Source organism: Sulfurovum indicum, from assembly GCF_014931715.1.
In the GTDB taxonomy this organism is placed as follows: domain Bacteria; phylum Campylobacterota; class Campylobacteria; order Campylobacterales; family Sulfurovaceae; genus Sulfurovum; species Sulfurovum indicum.
In genome coordinates, this window is sequence record NZ_CP063164.1 from 1,884,821 (window position 1) to 1,906,302 (window position 21,482).

Annotated in this window: 26 protein-coding genes and 1 pseudogene; 4 read left to right on the plus strand and 23 right to left on the minus strand. The window is 42.6% G+C overall.

What is annotated here, in order from left to right; genetic code table 11:
• Positions 1–116: 116 nt before the first annotated feature.
• Entirely contained in the window at positions 117–2,123 is a 2,007-nt protein-coding gene (locus IMZ28_RS09280; protein WP_197548329.1) for a peptidoglycan D,D-transpeptidase FtsI family protein, read from the plus strand.
• A 7-nt stretch (positions 2,124–2,130) separates the two neighbouring features.
• On the opposite strand, the gene panC is transcribed toward IMZ28_RS09280, so the two are convergent.
• On the minus strand, positions 2,131–2,955 hold the full coding sequence (gene panC, locus IMZ28_RS09285; protein ID WP_197548330.1) for a pantoate--beta-alanine ligase: 825 nt from the start codon (positions 2,953–2,955) through the stop codon (positions 2,131–2,133).
• Between the two features lie 93 nt (positions 2,956–3,048).
• Between panC and prfB the strand changes: the two genes are divergently transcribed.
• Complete coding sequence (gene prfB, locus IMZ28_RS09290) at positions 3,049–4,143, plus strand: peptide chain release factor 2 (protein ID WP_197548331.1); 1,095 nt, start codon at positions 3,049–3,051, stop codon at positions 4,141–4,143.
• Positions 4,144–4,170: 27 nt separating this feature from the next.
• Here the strand turns inward: prfB and IMZ28_RS09295 are convergent, their stop codons facing one another.
• Positions 4,171–4,308: a hypothetical protein gene (locus IMZ28_RS09295; RefSeq protein WP_197548332.1), complete on the minus strand. Its 138-nt coding sequence runs from the start codon at positions 4,306–4,308 to the stop codon at positions 4,171–4,173.
• Positions 4,305–4,955, minus strand: a complete 651-nt coding sequence (locus IMZ28_RS09300; protein ID WP_197548333.1) for an ABC transporter ATP-binding protein — start codon at positions 4,953–4,955, stop codon at positions 4,305–4,307. Before IMZ28_RS09300 ends, IMZ28_RS09295 begins: the two co-directional genes overlap by 4 nt.
• A gap of 276 nt (positions 4,956–5,231) precedes the next feature.
• Here IMZ28_RS09300 and IMZ28_RS09305 point away from each other — a divergent pair, with 276 nt between their 5' ends.
• A complete protein-coding gene (locus IMZ28_RS09305) occupies positions 5,232–5,606 on the plus strand; it encodes a hypothetical protein (RefSeq protein ID WP_197548334.1) in 375 nt (124 codons plus the stop codon).
• Positions 5,607–5,662: 56 nt separating this feature from the next.
• Here IMZ28_RS09305 and tsf read toward each other — a convergent pair whose 3' ends face one another.
• The 4 genes and pseudogenes from tsf to bcp all read right to left on the minus strand — a co-directional run bounded on the left by tsf (position 5,663) and on the right by bcp (position 8,450).
• On the minus strand, positions 5,663–6,718 hold the full coding sequence (gene tsf, locus IMZ28_RS09310; RefSeq protein WP_197548335.1) for a translation elongation factor Ts: 1,056 nt from the start codon (positions 6,716–6,718) through the stop codon (positions 5,663–5,665).
• A gap of 2 nt (positions 6,719–6,720) precedes the next feature.
• A complete protein-coding gene (locus IMZ28_RS11115) occupies positions 6,721–6,975 on the minus strand; it encodes a helix-hairpin-helix domain-containing protein (RefSeq protein ID WP_332061167.1) in 255 nt (84 codons plus the stop codon).
• Positions 6,952–7,710 (minus strand): annotated as a pseudogene (gene rpsB / locus IMZ28_RS09315) (30S ribosomal protein S2); the annotation flags it as partial. The pseudogene rpsB and the gene IMZ28_RS11115, both read right to left, overlap by 24 nt.
• A 269-nt stretch (positions 7,711–7,979) precedes the next feature.
• Entirely contained in the window at positions 7,980–8,450 is a 471-nt protein-coding gene (gene bcp / locus IMZ28_RS09320; RefSeq protein ID WP_197548337.1) for a thioredoxin-dependent thiol peroxidase, read from the minus strand.
• Positions 8,451–8,512: 62 nt separating this feature from the next.
• On the opposite strand from bcp, the gene IMZ28_RS09325 reads away from it, so the two are divergent.
• A complete protein-coding gene (locus tag IMZ28_RS09325) occupies positions 8,513–8,728 on the plus strand; it encodes a hypothetical protein (RefSeq protein ID WP_197548338.1) in 216 nt (71 codons plus the stop codon).
• On the opposite strand, the gene IMZ28_RS09330 is transcribed toward IMZ28_RS09325, so the two are convergent.
• The 16 genes from IMZ28_RS09330 to napG form a co-directional block, all read right to left on the minus strand.
• Complete coding sequence (locus IMZ28_RS09330; RefSeq protein ID WP_197548339.1) at positions 8,712–10,364, minus strand: nitrite/sulfite reductase; 1,653 nt, start codon at positions 10,362–10,364, stop codon at positions 8,712–8,714. The genes IMZ28_RS09325 and IMZ28_RS09330 overlap by 17 nt on opposite strands.
• Positions 10,365–10,366: 2 nt before the next feature.
• Positions 10,367–11,821, minus strand: coding sequence for a S1C family serine protease (locus tag IMZ28_RS09335; RefSeq protein WP_232087467.1), 1,455 nt, complete (start codon positions 11,819–11,821; stop codon positions 10,367–10,369).
• 10 nt (positions 11,822–11,831) lie between these two features.
• Positions 11,832–12,275, minus strand: a complete 444-nt coding sequence (locus tag IMZ28_RS09340) for a DUF523 domain-containing protein (RefSeq protein WP_197548340.1) — start codon at positions 12,273–12,275, stop codon at positions 11,832–11,834.
• On the minus strand, positions 12,275–12,757 hold the full coding sequence (locus IMZ28_RS09345) for a DUF420 domain-containing protein (protein ID WP_197548341.1): 483 nt from the start codon (positions 12,755–12,757) through the stop codon (positions 12,275–12,277). Before IMZ28_RS09345 ends, IMZ28_RS09340 begins: the two co-directional genes overlap by 1 nt.
• A 48-nt stretch (positions 12,758–12,805) precedes the next feature.
• Entirely contained in the window at positions 12,806–14,254 is a 1,449-nt protein-coding gene (locus tag IMZ28_RS09350) for an aldehyde dehydrogenase family protein (RefSeq protein WP_197548342.1), read from the minus strand.
• Positions 14,255–14,494: 240 nt separating this feature from the next.
• Positions 14,495–15,355, minus strand: a complete 861-nt coding sequence (locus IMZ28_RS09355) for a hypothetical protein (protein ID WP_197548343.1) — start codon at positions 15,353–15,355, stop codon at positions 14,495–14,497.
• Between the two features lie 368 nt (positions 15,356–15,723).
• Entirely contained in the window at positions 15,724–15,963 is a 240-nt protein-coding gene (locus IMZ28_RS09360; RefSeq protein WP_197548344.1) for a hypothetical protein, read from the minus strand.
• 2 nt (positions 15,964–15,965) lie between these two features.
• Positions 15,966–16,274 (minus strand): hypothetical protein, encoded by a 309-nt coding sequence (locus tag IMZ28_RS09365; RefSeq protein ID WP_197548345.1) that lies wholly within the window; start codon positions 16,272–16,274, stop codon positions 15,966–15,968.
• Positions 16,275–16,283: 9 nt separating this feature from the next.
• The gene (locus tag IMZ28_RS09370) at positions 16,284–16,643 is read right to left on the minus strand and encodes a chaperone NapD (protein ID WP_197548346.1); all 360 of its coding nucleotides are present in this window, start codon (positions 16,641–16,643) and stop codon (positions 16,284–16,286) included.
• Positions 16,644–16,659: 16 nt separating this feature from the next.
• Positions 16,660–17,619, minus strand: a complete 960-nt coding sequence (locus tag IMZ28_RS09375) for a WD40 repeat domain-containing protein (protein WP_197548347.1) — start codon at positions 17,617–17,619, stop codon at positions 16,660–16,662.
• Entirely contained in the window at positions 17,616–17,957 is a 342-nt protein-coding gene (locus IMZ28_RS09380; protein ID WP_197548348.1) for a ubiquitin family protein, read from the minus strand. The genes IMZ28_RS09375 and IMZ28_RS09380 overlap by 4 nt, the downstream gene beginning before the upstream one ends.
• Positions 17,944–18,492 carry a ferredoxin-type protein NapF gene (locus IMZ28_RS09385; RefSeq protein WP_197548349.1) on the minus strand — a complete coding sequence of 183 codons (549 nt, stop codon included), beginning with the start codon at positions 18,490–18,492 and terminating at the stop codon, positions 17,944–17,946. Before IMZ28_RS09385 ends, IMZ28_RS09380 begins: the two co-directional genes overlap by 14 nt.
• Positions 18,492–19,460 carry a nitrate reductase cytochrome c-type subunit gene (locus tag IMZ28_RS09390; protein WP_197548350.1) on the minus strand — a complete coding sequence of 323 codons (969 nt, stop codon included), beginning with the start codon at positions 19,458–19,460 and terminating at the stop codon, positions 18,492–18,494. The genes IMZ28_RS09385 and IMZ28_RS09390 overlap by 1 nt, the downstream gene beginning before the upstream one ends.
• A 12-nt stretch (positions 19,461–19,472) precedes the next feature.
• On the minus strand, positions 19,473–19,760 hold the full coding sequence (locus tag IMZ28_RS09395; RefSeq protein WP_332061151.1) for a c-type cytochrome: 288 nt from the start codon (positions 19,758–19,760) through the stop codon (positions 19,473–19,475).
• A 94-nt stretch (positions 19,761–19,854) separates the two neighbouring features.
• Positions 19,855–20,658 carry a quinol dehydrogenase ferredoxin subunit NapH gene (gene napH, locus IMZ28_RS09400; RefSeq protein ID WP_197548351.1) on the minus strand — a complete coding sequence of 268 codons (804 nt, stop codon included), beginning with the start codon at positions 20,656–20,658 and terminating at the stop codon, positions 19,855–19,857.
• Positions 20,658–21,482, minus strand: coding sequence for a ferredoxin-type protein NapG (gene napG / locus IMZ28_RS09405; protein ID WP_197548352.1), 825 nt, complete (start codon positions 21,480–21,482; stop codon positions 20,658–20,660). The genes napH and napG overlap by 1 nt, the downstream gene beginning before the upstream one ends.

Here is a 21,482-nt window from a genome sequence, read left to right on the forward strand (position 1 = left end):
CGGTCAAACCGGAAAATGACGAAGAGTACTGCCAGACTCTTCAGAGGTATCAATTGGGCATATTTTATCGAATTTACCAGATAACTTTGATAAAATTCTACACTAATGGGGAAAAGATGGACAAAGAGATAAAAAATTTGGCAATGCAGCAACGTACCGGCAAGATCTCATGGCTGTTCATTCTGCTTGTGATCGCAATGGTACTTTTTCTCTTCTCTATTCTTGGTACTATCTCATCGGACCGCCATATTCCCAGCCAGAATGCAATTATCCATGACCGTTCTTTCAGAGGAGCGATCATCTCTGCTGACAACTATACTCTCAGTGCCTCCCGTAAAATATACCAGGCCGTCATCCGCGGTGAGAGTATTGATCCTGACAAAAAAGAGATGTTCATTACTCTCTTTGGCATCTATAGCGGCATTCCCAAGCAAACAATACGCAAACGCTTCAGTGAAAAAAACGGAAAAGGCAACATCATCCTCTCCAAAACACTCAATGCCAAACAGGCGATGCAGCTCAAAGCACTGGCATACAAACTCAGACAACTCAAGGTTTTTCGCTCAATCAAAGTCCGTTCCGGACTTGAAGTACTTTACGGACTTGATATTATAGAAGTAGGTGAAAGCAGACGTTTTCCACTTTCAGATGTCCTCAGTCCTGTCCTTGGATATGTCCGGAAAAAAAGTGACGGACACTATACCAGGCCCCAGGGGCAAAAAGGACTGGAGCGAAAATACGAAAAACACATTACCTCCAAAAAAGACGGCTACTTCAAAGGAAAACGTGATGTGGGCGGAAATATTATTCATGATAAAAACAGTATTGAAAAACAGCGTGTTGACGGGATGGATCTATACCTGAATATCCCTCTTGCTTTCCAGCGGCGTATTGAAATGATGGTCGATACCATGAAAAAACGCATTGATGCTGATGAGATCCTGGTAGGCGTAATGGAGAGCAATACGGGAAAAGTACTGGCACTTGCCTCCTCGGAGCGATACAATCCTTCCCATATTACCCAAAGTGACATTGCCGCACTCAACCCGAAATTTGCAGAATACCCTTATGAAGCGGGCTCTGTGCTCAAACCTATTACTCTGGCACTGGCACTGGACAAAAATCTTGTAACACCGCAAACTGTGTTCAATACATTCAACGGAAGAATGAAGATCGGGAAACGCCGTACGATTACCGATGATGAAAAGTTCCCTTCACTCAATGCGACTGATATTATTGTCCACTCTTCCAATGTCGGTATCTCTCAGATCTCCTGGAGACTGACAGGGAAAGAGTTCCGTGACGGGCTGCTTGCTTTTGGTTTTGCCAGACCTTCAGGTATAGATCTCAGCCGTGACCTGCCCGGACGTATCAAGTCAGAAAGACTCCTTAATCATCAGATGCACCGTGCAAACAGCTCTTATGGGTATGGAATGATGGTTACCTTTGCACAGCTCTTCAAAGCATACTCTGCTTTCAATAATGACGGTGTTGCCGTTACTCCAAGACTTGCAGACTACCTGGAAGATGCAAAAGGCCGCCACTATGTTCTTCCTCCGACAGTAGGGGATCTGCACCCTATCGGGAAAAAGGCAGCCCGGCAGATCCATGAGATCCTTAAAGAGGTTGTTATGAGAGGAACCGGTGTCAAAGCACAATATCCGGGTTTGGAAATAGGAGGCAAAACAGGGACCGCCCACATTGCCAGACATGGAAGGTATGTACGGGAGTATCACAGTAGTTTCTACGGTTTCGCCAATGATAAAGAGGGTCATAAATATACCATAGGTGTACTTGTCATCCGTGCAAAGAAATACCGCCACTATTTTGCTTCCAAATCTGCTGTACCTACTTTCAAGAACACTGTACGGATACTTGTCGAACAGGGCTATCTCAAACCTGATCCGACAGTGGAAGCCAAGGTTTCAAAAGATATTCCGCTCTATGGTGACAAATCAACAGAAGCGGAAGTCGCAGCACCTATCCTGCCCCCATTGCCAAAAGAAAAAACACCACCTCCTGTTACTAGGGAAAAGCCGCAGAAAGTGATCCCTGTGCCACATAAAAAACCTAAAAAAAGGGTCATTAGTCCAATAATGGATGAGGCAGCTGATCTCTTTTAAGGCTGTATCATATCCAGATATTGTCTATCAGCCTTGGCTTCCCTACCCATGCGGCAACCAAAATGATAGTATTCCCTATCTCCACACGCTTCAACGCTTTGAATTCCCTGTCAACGATAGCAACATATTCCACTCTATCCGTTTCCGAAAGAACTGCCAGCATCTCTTTTTTAATGGTCTCTACATCCAGTTCACCCGCCATAACCATTTTTGAGGCACGTTTGAGAGAGCGTGAAAGACAAAGAGCACGTTGTTTCTCCTCCCGGGTAAGATAGACATTGCGTGAACTCAGTGCCAAACCTTTTTCATCTCTAATGATCTCACAGGGGATGATCTGCACCTGCATAAAATAGTTCTTTACCATTTGGATTATCAATGCCAGCTGTTGTGCATCTTTTTTTCCAAAATAGGCACGTGTTGCCGAAGAAAGATTTAGCAGTTTCATCACTATCTGCAGCATCCCGTCAAAATGTCCCGGACGCTTCTCTCCCTCCAGGATATACCCGCGGATCGCCGGTGCCCCTATGCAGAGTTCATCCTTCTCATACATCTGATCTATCGTAGGCATGAACAGGATATCCACCCCTGCAAGCTCACAGATTCTACTATCAGCTTCTTCCTTCCGAGGATACGCATCAAAGTCCTCCCCTTCAAGAAACTGTGTCGGATTCACAAACACAGAAACAATAAGATGATCATTCTCTTTACGCGCTTGCTGAATAAGTGAGAGATGACCCTGGTGCAGGGCTCCCATCGTCGGTACAAACCCGATACTCCCTCTTAGCTCTTTTTTCGCTTCCTGAAGCTCCCGAATCGTACGTGCTACAATCATCTCTAACCCTCTGCTTTGCTAGTTTTTGGTAGAATCATACCAAAATTTAATGAGGAATTACACCTCCTCACTTGAAAAAGGAACTTTTTCACTATGGATGCTTATGAATACGGAGAACTCTTAAAGTCTCTCAATACCAAAATGGAGAATATCACCAATATCGTCAAACCCGTTGACCTCCAAAAACGTCTCGATGAGATCGAACATATGCAGCAGGACCCGAACTTCTGGAACGATGCATCCAATGCAGCCAAGATCTCCCAGGAGAAGACCAGGACCGAACGTATTTTGGAAACCTACAACAATGCCAATGATGCCCTTGCCGATGCACAGGAGTATTTCGAAATGGCCAAAGCAGAAAAAGATGAAGAGACCCTGGATATGCTTTTTGAAGATGCGGATTCTCTCAAAGAACATATTAATGCTCTTGAAGTACAAATGATGCTCAGCGGTGAACATGACGGCAACAACGCTATTGTTTCCATCCATCCGGGTGCAGGTGGTACTGAGAGCCAGGACTGGGCAAGTATGCTCTACCGTATGTATTTGCGTTGGGCTGAGCGCCACGGATTCAAGGTCGAAGTACTTGACTATCAACCGGGAGAAGAAGCCGGCATCAAAGATGTCTCTTTTATCATTAAAGGGGAGAATGCCTACGGATACCTCAAAGTAGAGAACGGCATCCATAGACTGGTTCGGATCAGTCCGTTCGACTCAAATGCCAAACGCCACACTTCTTTTACTTCTGTAATGGTCTCTCCCGAGATCGATGACGATATCGATATCGAGATAGAAGACAAGGATATCCGTATAGACACCTACCGTGCAAGTGGTGCCGGCGGACAGCACGTCAATAAAACAGAATCAGCCATACGTATCACACATGAGCCTACCGGCATAGTTGTACAGTGTCAAAATGACAGAAGCCAGCACAAGAACAAAGCCGCTGCTATGAAGATGCTAAAATCACGTCTTTACGAATATGAAATGGCAAAAAAGCAGGCAGAGATCGACGGTATAGAGAAGTCAGATATCGGCTGGGGGCACCAGATTCGTTCTTATGTCATGCAGCCCTACCAACAGGTCAAAGACACCCGCAGCGGTCAGGCATTTACCAATGTTGATGCGATCCTTGACGGAGATATCGACAAGCTCTTGGAAGGGGTACTGATCACTCAGGCGAAATAAGCGCTTTAACGTGCGTGATTGCGCATCCTATGCGCAATCATCTTCATTATTTTTCTTTCGTTTTTCAACATACCTGGAAATGGTCTTCGTCAGCACAATCGCTGCAACAAAAGCGAGTATAACCATTGATACGGTATAGGCTACATTGATTAGATCGATCTTCATACCTGCTCCTTCAACATCTTCTCATCGAGTCTATATACTGTGTCACACCGGTTTGCCATACTTTCATCATGTGTAACAAGCAGCAGTGCTGCATCATTTGATCGTATATAATCCATCAGAACATCCATCACCAGTACTGCTGTCTCATTGTCAAGATTCCCGGTCGGTTCGTCTGCAAAGATAATGCGCGGCTTCTTGCTCAAAACTCTCGCAATAGAGACACGCTGCTGCTGTCCGCCTGAGAGATCACCTATCTTATGCTCCATAACTTCATCTATCCCCAGTTTCCTCAAAAGCCCCTCATCTATTGTCTCTCCCGAAAGCATCGTTGCCACTTCTATGTTCTCCAACGCACTCATCCCCTTGAAAAGGTAATGAAACTGAAAAATAATACCGATATCGTAACGTCTAAGAGCTTCTATGGCTTTCTCGGGCTGTGCATATATCTCTTCTCCAAACAAAAAGACTTCTCCGCCATTTGGCTTGATAAAAGTAGAGAATATATGTAGCAGAGTAGATTTCCCTGAGCCGCTTCGTCCGACAATTGCGGCACTTTGTGTTGAAGCAAGAGAAAAATCGATATTTTCAAAGAGTTGTGTATCAAAACCGTGTGAGATCTGCTCCGCTTTCAAAAGAGGTTGAGACATAGCAAACCTTTTTTATTTTTAAATGTATTTTAACATAAGGGTACCTCTAATCACCCAATATAGACAAAAAAAATATAGCTTCACACTGACAGCAGATTTAAACAGTCAATAATTTTTTTGGATATAAAAATAATATTTGGTACAATATGTAAAGTTAATTAACTGCAATGTTGTTTTTATCTACCATAGATTATACTTGACAGAGTAGTATATATACTATAGTTCAGATCATATACCGTTCAGCAGCAGCATAAATATAAAAAAGGGGATAAGTTCATGAGAAAGATCATCTTATTGACAACCGTGGTTTCCAATATGGTTTTTGCCGGAAGTGCAGAGGAGAATGCCCGTATTCAGACTATGCAGAACCTGGAAACTGCATTGGGTATTGTCCAACAGGGATTTATGTACAACAACAGAAGCATGATCGCCAACGGGATCAAAAAACTAAAATACAATGCGTCGGATATTCAGTCCTTTAAAATTCCTGGCAAGACGGATTATGCCCAAAGCGAAGCAAAGGCCATTGTGTCACTCGCAGATACGATTCTAAAAGATTTTGATGCAAGGGATAAAGATAAAGTTTTGGATAGCTATAAAGAGATTCAGAACAAGTGTATTACCTGCCACATAATTGTAAGAAAATGGTGAAATCTTAAATGGGGGAAGAGGCAAGGAGAACCTCCTTGCCAAAAGAGCAATAGGTGTTATGCACCCATTTGTTTTGCAACTTCCGCGGCAAAATCTTCTTCTTCAACTTCGATCCCTTCACCCACTTCAAGACGAGTGAATGTTGTGATCTTCGCTTTACCGTTTGATTTCTCTTCGAAATACTCAGCAACAGTTTTAGAATCATCCATAACGAATTTCTGATCAAGAAGACACTGCTCTTGGTCCAGTGTCGTGTTGTCAGAGATAAATCTGTCAAGTTTACCAGGAAGGATCTTGTCCCAGATCTTCTCAGGCTTACCTTCAGCTTTAAGCTCCTCTTTGATCGCCTCTTCAGCCGCTGCGAGCACTTCATCCGTCAGCTGAGCTCTGGAGATATACTGAGGAATATTCTTCAACGGTTTACCAAGTCTCTCAAGCTCTTCATTCTCTTTTTTAATCGCTTCGATACGCCCTTTTGTCTCTTCTTCTACGTAAGAAGCATCGAAATCTTTATAAGAGAGTGTCTTTGGTGCCATCGCCGCTGCATGCATTGCGATCTCTCTGAGTACCGGAGTCATCTTTTCACACGTTTCTACATCATCACACTCAGCCGCGATGATAACACCGTTCTGCCCGTTGGAGTGAACATAACCGCTTACCGCAGTCTTCTCGTCACCTTTGATCAATGCGGATCTTCTTACCACAAGGTTCTCCCCTATCGTTGCGATCTGAAGAGAAAGGTACTCAGAGAATGACTGACCATTGATTTCTGATGCATTAATAGCTTCAGCATCAGCCAATTCATTGCTGAATGCATGTTCTACCACTTCATTCATCAATGCTTTAAACTTGTCGTTCTGTGCCACAAAGTCCGTTTGGGAATTGATCTCCACAATAACCGCTTTTGGTCCTTCGACTTTCACACCGATAGCACCTTCAGCAGCCGTTTTGCTTGCTTTTTTCGCAGCAGCACCGATCCCCTGATCTCTAAGCCACTCAACAGCTTTATCCATATCACCGTCTGCAGCAGCAAGGGCTTTTTTACAGTCCATCATTCCCGCATCTGTCATCTCTCTGAGTTTTTTGATATCTTTTGGTCCAAAATTCGCCATGATTACGCCTCCGCTAGTTCTTTTGCATGTGCTACAGTCTCTTTAAAATCACCTTTAAAGCCGTACTTCTCTTCCATTACTGAAATTTGCTCATCTGTCATCGCTGCAACATCAGCAAATGAGTGAAAACCTTCACTATTGAGTTTCTCAGCGTATACTTTGCCTACACCTTTAAGCTTTGTAAGATCATCACCTGCTTTCTCCTCAGCTGCTGTTTCAGGAGCTGCTGCCGCTTCCTCTTTTGCCTCTGTTACCATCTCTTCTACTTCAGCAGAAGTTGGTGCTTCCTCTACCTCTTCACCCTGTGCTTCAGCATATGCTGCCTTACCTTCGATAATTGCATCAGCCATCTCTTTACAGAAAAGATTGATAGAACGGATCGCATCATCATTACCCGGGATTGGGAAATCAACCATATCAGGGTCACAGTTCGTATCAAGCGGAGCAACGACTTTCATCCCGAGTCTTCTAGCTTCTTTTACTGCAATATGCTCTTTAACTGTATCGATAACGAACATCATATCCGGAAGTTTTTTCATATGTCTGAAACCTTCAAGATAAGAGTTAAGCTTCTCTTTCTTTCTCAAAAGCATCAGTGCTTCTTTTTTGGTAAGAAGCTCAAGCTGGCCATTCTCTTCCATCTGCTCGATGATCTCAAGTTTTCTGATAGATTTTTTCATAGTCGGATAGTTAGTCAACATACCGCCGAGCCATCTTGTAGCAACGTAAGGCATACCTGCTCTTTCAGCATGTTCTTTAATCGCCTGTCTTGCCTGTTTTTTTGTTCCTACGAAAAGTACTGTTTGCCCTTCAGCTGCGGCATCTCTTACAACATTATATGTATATTTGAAATATCTAAGTGTTTTTTGAAGGTCGATAATATAGATGTTCTTTCTTGCTCCGAAAATGAATTTCTTCATTTTTGGATTCCATCTTCTTGTCTGGTGCCCGAAGTGTACTCCACACTCGAGTAGGTCTTTCATTGTTACCATAATTTTCTCCTTGGTATATAATCATAATAGAACTTTTTCTCTGTAAAAGCTCAGTTAAAAGCATATGCTTCATCACTAGGTTTAATCCGCTGTAGCCCTCAATGTTCATTCTGAATCATCAGAATTACACAACCGTGCAAGGAATAACTACATGTGTATTTTCCAATCCAAAATAGAATTAGGAACGCGATTATACCGAAATGTTTTTTAAGATTTTATAAAATGATGCAGGGTGCGTTTTTCAACGCACCATTAAAGCAGTCTGGCGGCTATCTGTTCTGAAGCTCCTCAAGCTTCGCTTTTACCTCATCAACATGCCCTTTAACCTTCACTTTCTCCCATTTGGCAGCAATCTTCCCGTCAGGGTCGATAATAAATGTCGAACGCACGACACCCATGTATTCACGTCCATAGTTCTTTTTAAGCTGCCAGACACCGAATATTTGACACAACTCTTTCTCCTCGTCACTCAGCAGCGTGATCTTAAGATCTTTCTTCTCTATGAAGTTACGGTGCTTTTTCGGAGAATCCGGACTGACCCCGAGTACAACAGCATTCAGCCCTTCAAAATCCGGAAGTGCTGCAGTAAAATCACATGCTTCGGTCGTACATCCCGGGGTATTGTCCTTTGGGTAGAAATAGAGCACGATCCACTTTCCTTTGATATCTCGAAGACAAATCTCCTCTTCATCCTGATTTGGCAAACAAAAGTCTGGTACAGTGTCACCTACATTCAACATATTAACTCCTCAATTTTCAATTTTTAACTTTTAATTTTTAATTCTTTCGGTAGTATAGCAAAATGAATACCAAAAAAGAATTATCCAAAAATGAACTGCTCAAAGAGATAGACGAACTGATCGCTTACGGGAAAGAAGAGCCTACCATTAATCCCGACCTGCTTGCCTTCCTCTCTCAGGATGACCTCATCTCCATCAAGGCAAAACTGCTTGAACGTATCAATATACTCTCAGATGAAGATAAAGCATGGCTGGAGCAGTTCAAGAAATATGAATAGCTTTTGTGTCATCCCAAAGTGCATGCATCATCACTTTAATACTCTTTAAGTAGTTCTCATTGTTCTCAAAGCAGGGAAAACCATTACAACTTTGCAATTTTTTATAAAGTGCTTTTTCAGAAACTCTTTCCAGAGAAGGCGGATCCTGAAGGTAGAGTCGGGAAAGGAACCAGAGCATCACAAAAAAGGTACTGTATGGGTTCAGATATACTTCACAGAATGCTTCAAAGTCCTCCTTGTCACTCTCTTCATACGCCTCAACGATCACCTCTAAAAGCTGGGAGAGATGCTGTAGAGGTACGGAAGGGAAAATAAGCCGTGCTACAGACTTTCCTCTACTGTATTCAGCTCCAAGAAAGACCCTTGCCGCTTTCTGTGTCTTGCCGAAAAGGTTAGTGCGCAATCCTACCAGACCAATATCAGCATGATGATGCCGTCCACATCCTTTCAGACAACCGCTAAAACCCACCTGTAACTGGTGTTTCTCTATTTTTTCCAAAGGGAGGAAGCTGGTTTCAGATTTGATATCCCAGAGAGAAAGAGCACAATAGTGACTACCCGCACATGCTGTGATATGTGCTGCGCCTTTGGTTGTTTGAAAAGGTAGGGTATCTGTTTTCAATCCCAAAAGATAGAAATTTTGATCTACCCCTAAACGTATCTGCAGACCATTGATCCTTGCATACTTCAAAACCTCCTGCAGTTTTGGGAGCTCTACCTTTCCGAATTCGGTCTGCAAGCAGTACCCAAGTGTACCGTCTTTAAGTGGTTCGAACAGATTAAAAACGCCTTTTTCCATAGATAATAGACCGCCCTCTCTCAGTGTACCATGATAGAAACTTCTGATCTTCTCAACAAAATCTTCCATACCTGTCTCTGAGATAAGATGAAAAAGTCTCGTTCTAGCCCTGCTTTCGCGAAGCCCATAAGTGACATAGGCTTTGGCAACAGCTTCGAACATAGCAGGTACCTCCTGGGGCAGCACAAAAATATCTGCCGGCTGTGCCGCTTCAGAGTTCTTCCCGCCCAAGTAGAGGTTAAATCCCCACTCTTTCTCTTTTTGCGCCAATGCAAAATAGAGATCATTCCCAAAAAAGTGGGTATGTGTTCTTGCTGTACCGCAGATAGCCACATTAAATTTTCTGGGCAGCATACCCATCCACTCTGCTTTATCTATAAAAATTTTCTGCATTTTTCGGATCAACGGATAGACTTCCACACGGTTTGCTGTTGAAAAGCCGTCATACGGGTCGGTAACAATATTTCTAAAATTGTCTGTCAATGTTTGCAGTGTAGTAATCTTCTCTTCCCGGAGCCGCTGCCATACCTGCAGAATATTGGAAGCTGTTAGCCCATGTAACTCTATCTGTGCTCTGGCTGTCAGCAGCAATTGGAGATGGTGCTCTTTGGCTATCCGGACAATGGTTTCAAGACTCTTCTGTGTTATCCTGCCGCCGGACACACGTATACGCAGCATAAACTTTTCAGGCATCATCTTGATATTGTATATACCATAGTTCTTCAGGTAGAATCTCTCTTCATCCGTAATCTCTGTCAAATCCAAAGAAAAGAGTCTCTCTCTGAAGTCATACGGTTTGCACTCCTCTTTGAGACGTTCGATTCTGTTGAGCTTCATGACTATTTGGAGGATTCTCTTCTCAGGTCTTCTGATCTGTCATATTCAATATTATACTTTTTAAGTATCTCATTCTGTTTCTCTGCCGCCTCTTTACGATCGATGATCACCTTGATACCATCATTATCCTCCAGAGAAAAGTAAGGTTCCTGCATATTTTCCATAAGTCTAAAGAACTCTTTGAAATTTTTAAAAGGCTTACCGTTTACCTTATCAATCGGCCACATTCCAAAACTATTGTCTCCTCTGCTGATATCAGAAGCAAGTACCTTGAGCAGAACTACGACTTCATCTTTCTCTTTTTCCTGCCATTTCCCGGCAAGGCAACTGAGTTTCAGGCGGTTACGGCTGCTGGAACGGATGAGATTCCTCGTTAACGGAGAGAATACATATCCACCGTAAATGACATAGGTTGGCATCACATCATAACGCGTACTCTTGACCAGATACATATCATCTCCCGTCATTGTCAGGGGTACTTCCACCTGCATCGGTTTTTTATCACGGATAATATCAAACTTTACCTTCTCCCCTATCTGATGCTGATCTAAAAAATAGTAAAAGTCCGTATACTCATGCTGTCTGAATTCTACTGTTCCGTCATTTTCAATATTGTGTCCGTCAATGGCTGTGATAATATCACCCTCTTTCAGAATACCCACTGCCGGAGAGTCGTAAACAATCTTGGCTATGAGCTTCCCTGTAGTATTGTCATCCAGCCCGTAGTATCGCCGCATTGCAGGATTCTCCAGTTTCTGGGTACCAAGCCCCAGATCTGCAAAACCGTCATAGTGTCCGTCTTTCATATCATCAATAAAATGCTTGACCATATTTACAGGCACAAGATAACCGATGTTCTGCGACTTACTGATCACCTGCATCACTACTCCCACTATCTTGCCGCCGGAGAGTGCAGGACCTCCTGAGTTTCCCGGATTAACCGCGGCATCTACCTGCACTGCAAGGAATGATTCTCCACTGTGTGCATAGACATGATGCTCTACACGTGAAACTACACCTATGGTAGCGGAGAGTGTATGCCCTCCCATCGGGTAGCCATAGACAACGATCTTCTGTTCCACTTCAGGCAATGAACCCAAAGTCAAGGGGGTTACACCCTTGAAAAATGCTTTCTCTTCCACCTTCAAAAGAGCAAGGTCCGCCTGGTGGGATACAGCAAAAACCTTGGCGATATAACGTTTACGCTCTCCATAACGCTGTACTTCCAGAAATGCCTGGTTTGCTACAACATGGGCATTGGTAAGGATGTATCCGCCTTTTATGATGGCACCGGATCCGGTAGAGCTGCGCATTGCCGAATCCCAGGGAGAAAGGTAGTTTGGAATTTTGGAAACCGTATATATCTTGACGATCGCCTGTTTGGTCATCTCCTCTTTCGTACTGCCTGCAAAAAGCAACAAGCTGCCTAAGAGTAAAGTAAGTATTATTCTCATCATTTAAAATCCTTCAGGAAACCTCTGTATATACTTCTGCATCAACCGTATCAATACCTCTGGCTTTCGCCTCTTTGGCCATTAAGCCTGTAGCCTGTGCAGTGAGCAGAACCCCCTGCTCATTATAGCATTTTGCCGAACAGACACCACAGCTGGGACTTCTGTCCTTACCTATAAAAAGGTCGATATCGGAATAGCTGTCAAAAAAATCAACAGCATAGCTGATCACCGGCTCAGACAAGTCATCCCCGGTCTCATTGGAGATCGCTCTAATGCCCTTTTGTGTCCGGATAAGGTCCATCGTAGGACGAGGGGTTCCAAAAGCGAAATCTTCCGGACAAAAAGGAATCAGTTCTGCCCCTTCCAATTTCTTCAAAAGTCTGTCATCTCTATTGTCCGTACCGTCATAACGACAGGCCTTACCCAGCAAACAGGCAGAAATGGCAATTTTTTTCATCAGAATACGAACAGAAGCAGATAGACCCAGATACCTGTCAGAGAGGTCAATACGATCCCTGCAAAGGTACGCAGGCCTGCTTTTTTATGTGATGCAGAACCCACACCGGGAAGCACCCCGCCGCGTTTGCTGCTCTTATACGCTCCAAACAGCGTAGAGGTCCATATGCCCAGTGTCAGTACGGCTATGAAAATATGTATTATCAAAATGACAAAAAGGTAGTCGTGTGCTACCTTGGTATTCTGTACAAATGCCTCATATCCCCCGCCCAAACGTACACCATACTCAAAATAACCTACAACAATCAAAGAGAAAACAAAAATGATACTTTGTGTCCATCCATGCAAAGTATAGTTTGCTTTTTGGGCAAAAGTGATCGCTACCCATACCAGTAGCGGCAGTAATGCAACAATAAGTGTCACAAAATCCATAAAAAATGGGGCTCTTGTACCTAAAAAACCTGGCTGAAACATATAATCCATTCTGACTCCTTAAAAAAACCACATACTACACAAAAACAGTTAACAAGATCAGCAGATCACGACAGATTTGATCTCTGTAAACTCTTCAAGTGCCCATCTTGGGCCTTCTCTCCCCACTCCGGAGAGTTTCGAACCACCGTAAGGCTGCACATCAAAACGGAGTGTCGGAATATCATTAATGACCACTCCTCCACACGCTGCATCATCAATGAAACACTGTGTCATTTTCAGATCATTGGTAAAGATAGAGAACTGAAGTCCGTACGGAGAATCATTCATCTTCTTCACTGCTGTTTCATAATCCGGTACTGCAACCAGACTCACAATAGGAGCGAAGACCTCTTCACAGATGATCTTCATCTCGTCAGTCACATCTGCCATCACAGTCGGAGGGAAGATACCCTCTACCTCCTCTCCCCCGGCAACCACTTTTGCCCCTTCATTCTTGGCTGAAGCCACCCAGCTTTTGGCTCTATGCCTCGATTCCTCATCTATCAGCGGTCCCATGAAGGTATCCTCTTCATACGGAGAACCGACTTTGAGTTTTTTTGTCTCTTTTGCGAGCAATTCTGCAAATACCTCATAAACTTCCTCATGAACATAGATACGCTGCAGTGAGATACATACCTGTCCGGAATTGTAAAAGGCACCATATGCACAACGTGCTGCTGCAAGTTCCAGGTCTGCACTCTTATCGATATAGGTTGCTGCATTTCCTCCAAGCTCCAGGCTCACTTTTTTAATCCCTGCCTGCGACATAATGATCTTTCCTACAGGTACAGAGCCGGTAAAGCTGATAACCCTTGGTATTGGACTTTTGACCAGTGTCGAGCCGACTTCTGCATCACCGTAAACCACAGAGAGCGCATCTTTGACTGCATATTCGGAATCAACAAAAAGTTTTGCCAGCATATACGCTGTCATCGGTGCTTCAGGAGTTGGTTTTAACACAACGGTATTTCCCGCACCCAAAGCCGGAGCGATCTTGTGCGCCACAAGATTGAGCGGAAAATTGAATGGCGTAATACAGGCTACTACTCCCACAGGCTCCCGTTTAAAATAGGCCATTGTCTTCTTCCCGCTGGGCATTATATCTGTAGGAATGGTCTCGCCATGAAGATTTGCCAACTCCAGTGCCGTCAGCTTGATAGTCTCAGCACAACGCTCCACTTCAATACGTGAGAAGGTGATCGGTTTGGCTACTTCTTTTGAGAGCATCATTGCAAAATTCTCTTTCTCTTCTGTCAGACGCCTGACCACATCCTCCAGCCATAAAATACGCTGGGAGAGAGGAGATGCCGCGGCTGTTTTACTCGCATCTTTGGCAATATGCAGTGCTTTTGTCGTATCATCCGCATCACATAGAGGCGCAGTGGATACAATAGTGCCGTCATAAGGACTTTTGCGTTCTGTTCTAAGTGTTTTGGTCGCTTCAGTCGATCCGAAAAAGATCTTTGCCTCTGCCACATTGCTTTTTGAGTCAAATATTCCAAACATTATAATACCTTTTATCCTTATAGTAAAATTGAATTGATTATAGCAAATTAGAAATAACTCAGGGTAACAAAAAGTTGTTTTTTTGATTTTCTCTGTTTCAATGTGTAGTGTTGCACTAGCTTTCTTTGCCAACCATTAAAAAAGGTAGCGTAAACACCTCTGTATACGTATAGTGTTGCCAGCATCCGCGTTAGAAGCATTCTCTTTCATATCCTGCATACTTCACCGTCCCAAAGAGGATCATTTCATTTGTGACCTTTTGGACAAAAAACTGTAAATTCCCAAAGAGACAATGATCAGTGCAATCCCGATAATCAGATAGAGTGCATATATCATTTGCGAATAATCATGCAAAGTAATCTTAAATACGACTATGAGTGCCTCGATAGAGAGAGCAATAATAATTGCAATAGAGAATTTAGTCAGTATGGTTGCATCCACATCTTCTTTGCTGTAGTTCTTAAAAAAAACCTCCCGTTCCAGAATCGTTTTGGCCAGATCAAAAATAGCCAACCCCAACGTAAGGGAGACAATAGGCTTAAAGAGCGTGTCCAGAGAAAAACTGCCATCTATGAAAATACCTTTGGCATATCCAAAAAGTGCATAGAGTACAGCAAAAAATGCAAAAGCCATCAGCGAAAAACCGACTGATTTGTAAAAAAATTTTGTAAAGGCGTTAAAGTCAGGATTCAACTCAACCAATCCAAGTCTTCCCAGAAGCGCAGAGAGTCTGAAATCAAGAAAAATATTCTTCTTACCTTCCTGTTTCATAACAGTGATACAGGTATGTCCGGTTGCTGAACTGATATAGGGTGCACTGATAGAAAACCTTTCATCTTTTTGGATCATTTTGCTGTTTACATAAGCACGATTCTTGCCCTTGGCAGAAAGCTCCTTTTTCTTTCTAAAAATATTTGCTTCAAGCTGTTTGAAATCAAGGTCAGTCACATAAACAAGTTCCAACGAAGGGAAGTTGTCAAAAAGCTTTTTATAATCAGAAGACTCCATAGATATGATAGAACCGTAATTTTTCAAAGTTGTAATGATAAACTTTTCAATATCTGCTTTATTCTCTTCGTAAACACTGATAAACTCTTTCATTCCTACTCCTATTCAAACCACCTGTCGGCAGGTATCTATTCATCCCTTATTGGAAAAGACCATATAGTAAAAAAATATTACAGTCCTACACATTTTTTTCTATAAACAAGCTATCCTTTGTCATATATTCCTATGACATTAGTATAGACAATAAATATTATAATTTGTACAAATTTATGATCAATATTTAATCAATCTTTAACGTCTTGCATTACTGTGCATCACATAAGGTATAACGTTACAGAAAAAAAAGATGCTAAATTGAAAATAAAATTATTATATAGTCTGTCTGTACGATAAAAATAAAAAAGTTTTGGGGAATTTTGTGAATTTTTGCAGAAGTCATCAGAAAAATTTCCTGAAAAAAATCAATCGCTGCGCTTGTCCTTCCTGGAACCTTGTTCACAATATTGTTTTTTAAGAAAAAACTTATAAACAATATCTTTGACCATTAAAAGAAGACAGTAAGCCCACAATACGTCAATGATAATGTTGTCTTGATAATCCAGTCCGTAACGCAGCAGCGGCCATCCGAAGAGGATGATGTACTTCATGTAGTAGAAGAAGAGGATACCTACACCATAGATCTCCCGAAGTAGTTTACGCATCCTTAAGCCTGAAAGTTCGGTGTCCCATCCGCTGTATGGGTATCTCCATTTGCAATAGCTTCCTGCTCCGCTTCATATGCATTCATCTGCATGCGTACTTCATTGATCTGTTCAGGAGTAACATCTTCATCACTTGACCAAAGTACCTCAACCATGCCGTCATACTCTTTGCCAATCTCTTCGATTTTGTCTGCATACTCATAGACATCCATACAGATAACAGGTTCTTCATCCTTCATTGTATCTGTAAGCTCAATATACCAGCGCCCCAAAGGACTTGTTTTGATCACTGACTCTATCATTCCTGCCATCTATTTCTCCTAAAACCCAAAATCTTTTTTCTTCAAATCACCATTATACACAATATCTTTTGCATCGATGGTATCATCATTGAGCATCGCAGGAACAGGATCCTGTTCATTGAGTTTTTTTATCTCTTCATCAAGCTGATCTTCCTGATAGGTCATCATCATATCTGCAGCCATGACATTTGGTGTTTTCTGGATCATGATCAGTTTTTCGATCTCCTCTTCTACACCTTCACCTTCTACTGTCAGAATAATTTTTCCTTTTTCTTTATCATGTAAATGATATTCACAGAAATCTGCATTTTTGAAGGTTTCGACCAGATCATCAATATACTGGGACATCGCTTGCACTACAATACTTGATACATTCATTTTATTCTCCTATATTTTACTGTTTATTCAATTTCCATACCATGACTGTATTGTCATCACTCGCCGAAAAAAGCTCATTTTCATTTTTGAAAATGATCACATTAAGTGTACTCTTTTGCCCTTTAAGTAACGCTATTTTTGACTTGCTGGATGTGTCATAAATAGAGATATTATTCCTTTCATCCATGGCAAATGCTACTTTTGAAGCAGATGGACTGAGCCCTGTAGCATAAATAAGAAAATTCCCTTTAATATAAGAACCTTTCCCTGTCTTCACATCATAGAGCGATCCTCTCTGATCCTGCCCGGCTCCCGAGACCATCCCGTTTTTAAAATCTACCTTATAGACATTGTCAACATTTTGTCCTTCAAGCGTTTTAATAATCTTGCCTGTTTTGATATCTACAACACTCAGGACCCCACTTTCGCAAGAGAATACCACCTGACTTTTGTCCTCATTCATTGCAAAGTCAGAGAATTTTGATTCACTTAATTGTTTCCTGTAAAGCTCTTTTCTTGTTTTAAGATCATAGAGTGCCACTTCATTGCTCAGATAACCAAATAGCATATGATCTTGATCTACAAACCGTGCCTTGATCAAAGGTTTTTTATTTTCAGGGCTGATCACCTGTATAGTCTCATTGTTCTCATGAATGAAAAGATTTGCATATCCTCCTATCCCGCTATCACTAAGCAGAAGATACTTTTCACCTATCACGTCGGTACTCATGATCCTTGCTGGCATCATATCTCCCATGAAATCTTTAACATTCGGAATGGAAATCTCTTTTATCTTCTTTATCTCCGGTACGGTATAAACCTCAATATGTCCCATATCTGTAGCAACTACAAGGCGCCCGTTATCATAGACCATATCTTTAGCTGTACCATTAAGGTCGATCATTGCTGCAGGATCATAACTCTCCACAGCAAAAAGATCTATACTCATATAAAGTAACAATAACAGCTTTTTCACACAAGCTCCTCTACTGTCTCCAGTATAAATGCAGCGATCTTCTCCTCGTCATGCTGACTTCTTATACCATAAAGATCGATCTCCGAAGCAAAGAAGTTATCAAACATTTCTTTATTGTCACCCAACCTCTGTATCAGTTCATGCATCTTCTCTTCATTTAAAAGTTTCTGGATAGGTTCTGCTATATAAATAACAAAATTAAACTCATCTGCATCAAATTCAAACTCTTCAGAGTCATAGTCCTCTTCATTCTCATCCACGTTCAGGAGATGTCTTAATTCCAACTCTTTATCTTCGAGTTTTTCAAAAATCTTCGGATACTTTTCACTCAAATTCATTACTTACCTCTTCTTCTGTTTTAGTTTCGACTTCATAGGTCAGATAACTGATTGCCTGTGTTGGACAACGGGCCATACAGAATCCGCATCCGGTACATCGTTCATCATCTATCACGGGATTAAACAATCCGTTAAAAAGAATAGCATCATCGATACAAGGTTCTTTGCATGCACTGCAAATTACACCATGATGTGCGACACATGCTTCCAAAGAGATACGGAATACGGCATTCAACTGCTCTGCATTGTGCCGATTCTCCAAAGAGAGAACACCCTCTGGACAGATATTGGCACATTCGTCACAGAACGTACACCCGTTTTGATTAAAAGCAAGTGCTGGTGTACCATCCTCTCCAATAAAAATAATCTTCTCATCACAAGAAGTGACACAGGCTTTATTTTCACACTCTGGACACTTGTTCTGAAAAGCAGATTCGCTTTCACCATAGGGTGGTCTCACCAAAAGAGGAGACTCCTCCCTGGTTTGACTCAGTGGTTTTGCAAAAGATCTGAAAAAATCTCTTCGGTTTGCCACTATTGAACACCCTCGTTCATTGCATCTGCAAGTGATGAATGTGATTTAAACTTCTCTGTCAGGCCATCAGGCTGGAATGTATTTCCTACAACAGGATCAACTTTCGCCTGCGGTGCGTGACATTGTGAACAGTTAAATCTACCTTGGTAGAGTGTATCCATTCTCTTCGCTTTTGCGATCTTGATATCACCCACGTTTCCAAGCTCACCTTTCAGTCCGACTACTTTACCCTCTTTGACCAATTCACCATTCTTCAGTACTGTTTCCGGTCTGTAGTTTGTAAAGTGAGATACAGGGATCGCAGTAGCTCCTACAGCTTTGGCACTTTCAGGCATATGACACCCAAGACACTGGTTATTGTCTTTTTTGATCGGCAATAATCCTTCTACAGAGTGAGGGATCATCGGCGGTGCATTTACATATGCTCTTTCAAACTTTGTGGATGATCCAGGTGCAGGACGGCTATAGTCTGTTACCTCAGGCTTCACTGTGTCTTCAGAATAGAGGTCTACTTTTCTAAGTCCTAATGCTTCTTCACTTACCACTTTTTTATTTCCAAGATCTTCTTTACTGATTCTTTTTGGATCACAGGCAGACTCATTGATATTGATTACAGATGCTTTTGCAACTGCAGCTGCGGCTGCATGCTCTGTCGCAACATTTGTCGGTATTCCTGCTCCACCTTTGATTGCTGCTGCCATTGCTTTCATATCTGCATCTGAAAGTGAAGCGACCTGACCTTTCATCAATCCTTTCATTGCACCACCGTAAGTGCCATTCTTATACCCTTTAAGTGCAATAAGGATATCAGCCTCACTCATATCTTTCACGATCTTGGATTTACCCATTGCCTTTTTTTCAAAATGCTGTCCGTGGCATCCGGCACAGGCAGCCAAACTAGCCCCATAAAGTGCAGAGGCACCAAGCAGTGACCCCAGAGCCAATAGTTTCATTGTTCTTTTCATCATCTTCCTCTCCTCTTATTTTTTGATCTCGGCTGCTATAGCCTCGATCGCAGCATCGTCAAGGCCTTTTACCTGACCTGCCATCATTCCTTTCATTGGACCGCCATAAGTACCGTCTTGGTATCCTTTTAACGCTGCAATGATATCTTCTTTTGACATCTCTTTGACAATCTTGGATTTACCCAGAGCAGCTTTTTCAAAGCCTGTGCCGTGACATCCTGTACATTTTGCTACCACATTGGCATACAATGCTGAAGATGCCAACAACGAACCTACTGCAATTACTTTTATCATTTTATTCATTCTTCACTCCTTTTATTATTTTTTATTTGAGAAAAGGAACCAGGTCCCTTTTCAACTTCTCTCACCCAAGTTTCATCCTTGATTCAGGAACAAATTACTTTTTTCCGAATGACCGGATACTGAATTCAAGTGCATCATCTCCGCACACATCGATACAGCGGCCGCAATTGGTACACTCTCCGTCAGTGACCGATACACTCTCTTTATTTACCATCCATAAAACCTGATTTTCGGGACAGACTATTTTACATTCCATACAGTTCGTACATGCCTCATGATCGTGCTTGACACGAACAAGACTTGTTTTCCCTATAAGTGAATAAGCTGCTCCCAAAGGGCATACATGCCCGCACCATCCGTTCTTGACCCCAAAAAGATCGAACAGAAAGATAGCAACAATCACCGCAATACCGGCACCAAATCCAAAGACGATCCCTCTTTGCATGATGGTGATCGGGCTTAAAACTTCAAATGCTGCTACTCCGACAATGGCTGAAACAATCAGCCCCAATACCATTAGCCAATAGCGTGCACTGCGTTTCAAGAAGCGATAATTAACCTCTTCTTTATCCAGATTCAGTTTGCGTCTGAGCCAGTTGGCAAGATCTGTCACCATATTGATGGGACATACCCAGCTGCAAAAAGCCCTTCCTCCAACCACCATATAAAAAAGTGTAATGATCGCCGCACCCAGCAGCACATCCGCTCCCAATACGAATCCCGTGGCCAAAACCTGCAGGGTTGTATAAGGGTCTGCCAATGGAATAACACCGAACAGTACAGAAGAACCGAAAGTTCCTTCCAGAATATGCCAGCCATAAGCATTGGCACCAAAATAAAGGACCATCAGCAACACTTGCGTCACCCGTCTTAGAAGCAGGTATTTGAGATTTTTCATCAGTACTCTACCTCCATATTCAGATAATCGGCTGCCTCTTTTTCACTGCGTTCAGTCTGAGTATGGATCTCTTTGGCATCTTTAATACGCTCTTGATCTTTTTTATCCCATCCTTTAACATAGTGACTGCCCGCTTTACCGGTCGAATACTCTATCGGGAGGACAAAGATCGCAGGCTCTTCAGTCACACAAGCCTTTTCACACAAGCCACACCCGGTACAGACATCTGAATGTACTACAGGAAGCAGAAATGCATGTTTGCCTGTCCGTTCGTTCTTTGCATATTCCAGCGTGATCGCTTCATCCAGCAGAGGACAGGCTCTGTAGCACGCATCACACTGAATTCCCCAGAATGCGATACAGCTCTCTTTGTGTACCACAGCCAGACCCATACGTGCTTTGTTGATATCCAGTTCCTCTGTTTCATTCAGAAGACTCGGCATATCCAACGCTCCGGATGGGCAGACAGGTACACATGGAATATCATCACACATATAGCAGGGTACTTCTACCGGCTTGAAGAACGGTGTTCCGATCATCACATGATCACCGCCCTTTGCCATCTGCAGTGTACCGGGTCTTTTACTTCCATCTCTGTTCTTGTTACTTTCACGGTTAACACATGCTTCTGCACAAAGCCCACACTTGATGCACGCCTTGAGGAAGTCTTCTTCAGGAAGTGCACCCGGTGGTCTGAGCACCAACGGTGCAGCTTTGACCTCGTCACTGTATCCACTCCACAACAATCCACCAAGAGCCGTTAAGCCAACGCTTTGAAGGGTCGTTGCCATGAACTTTCGTCTGTTGTTGTCGGAGTTTGCCAT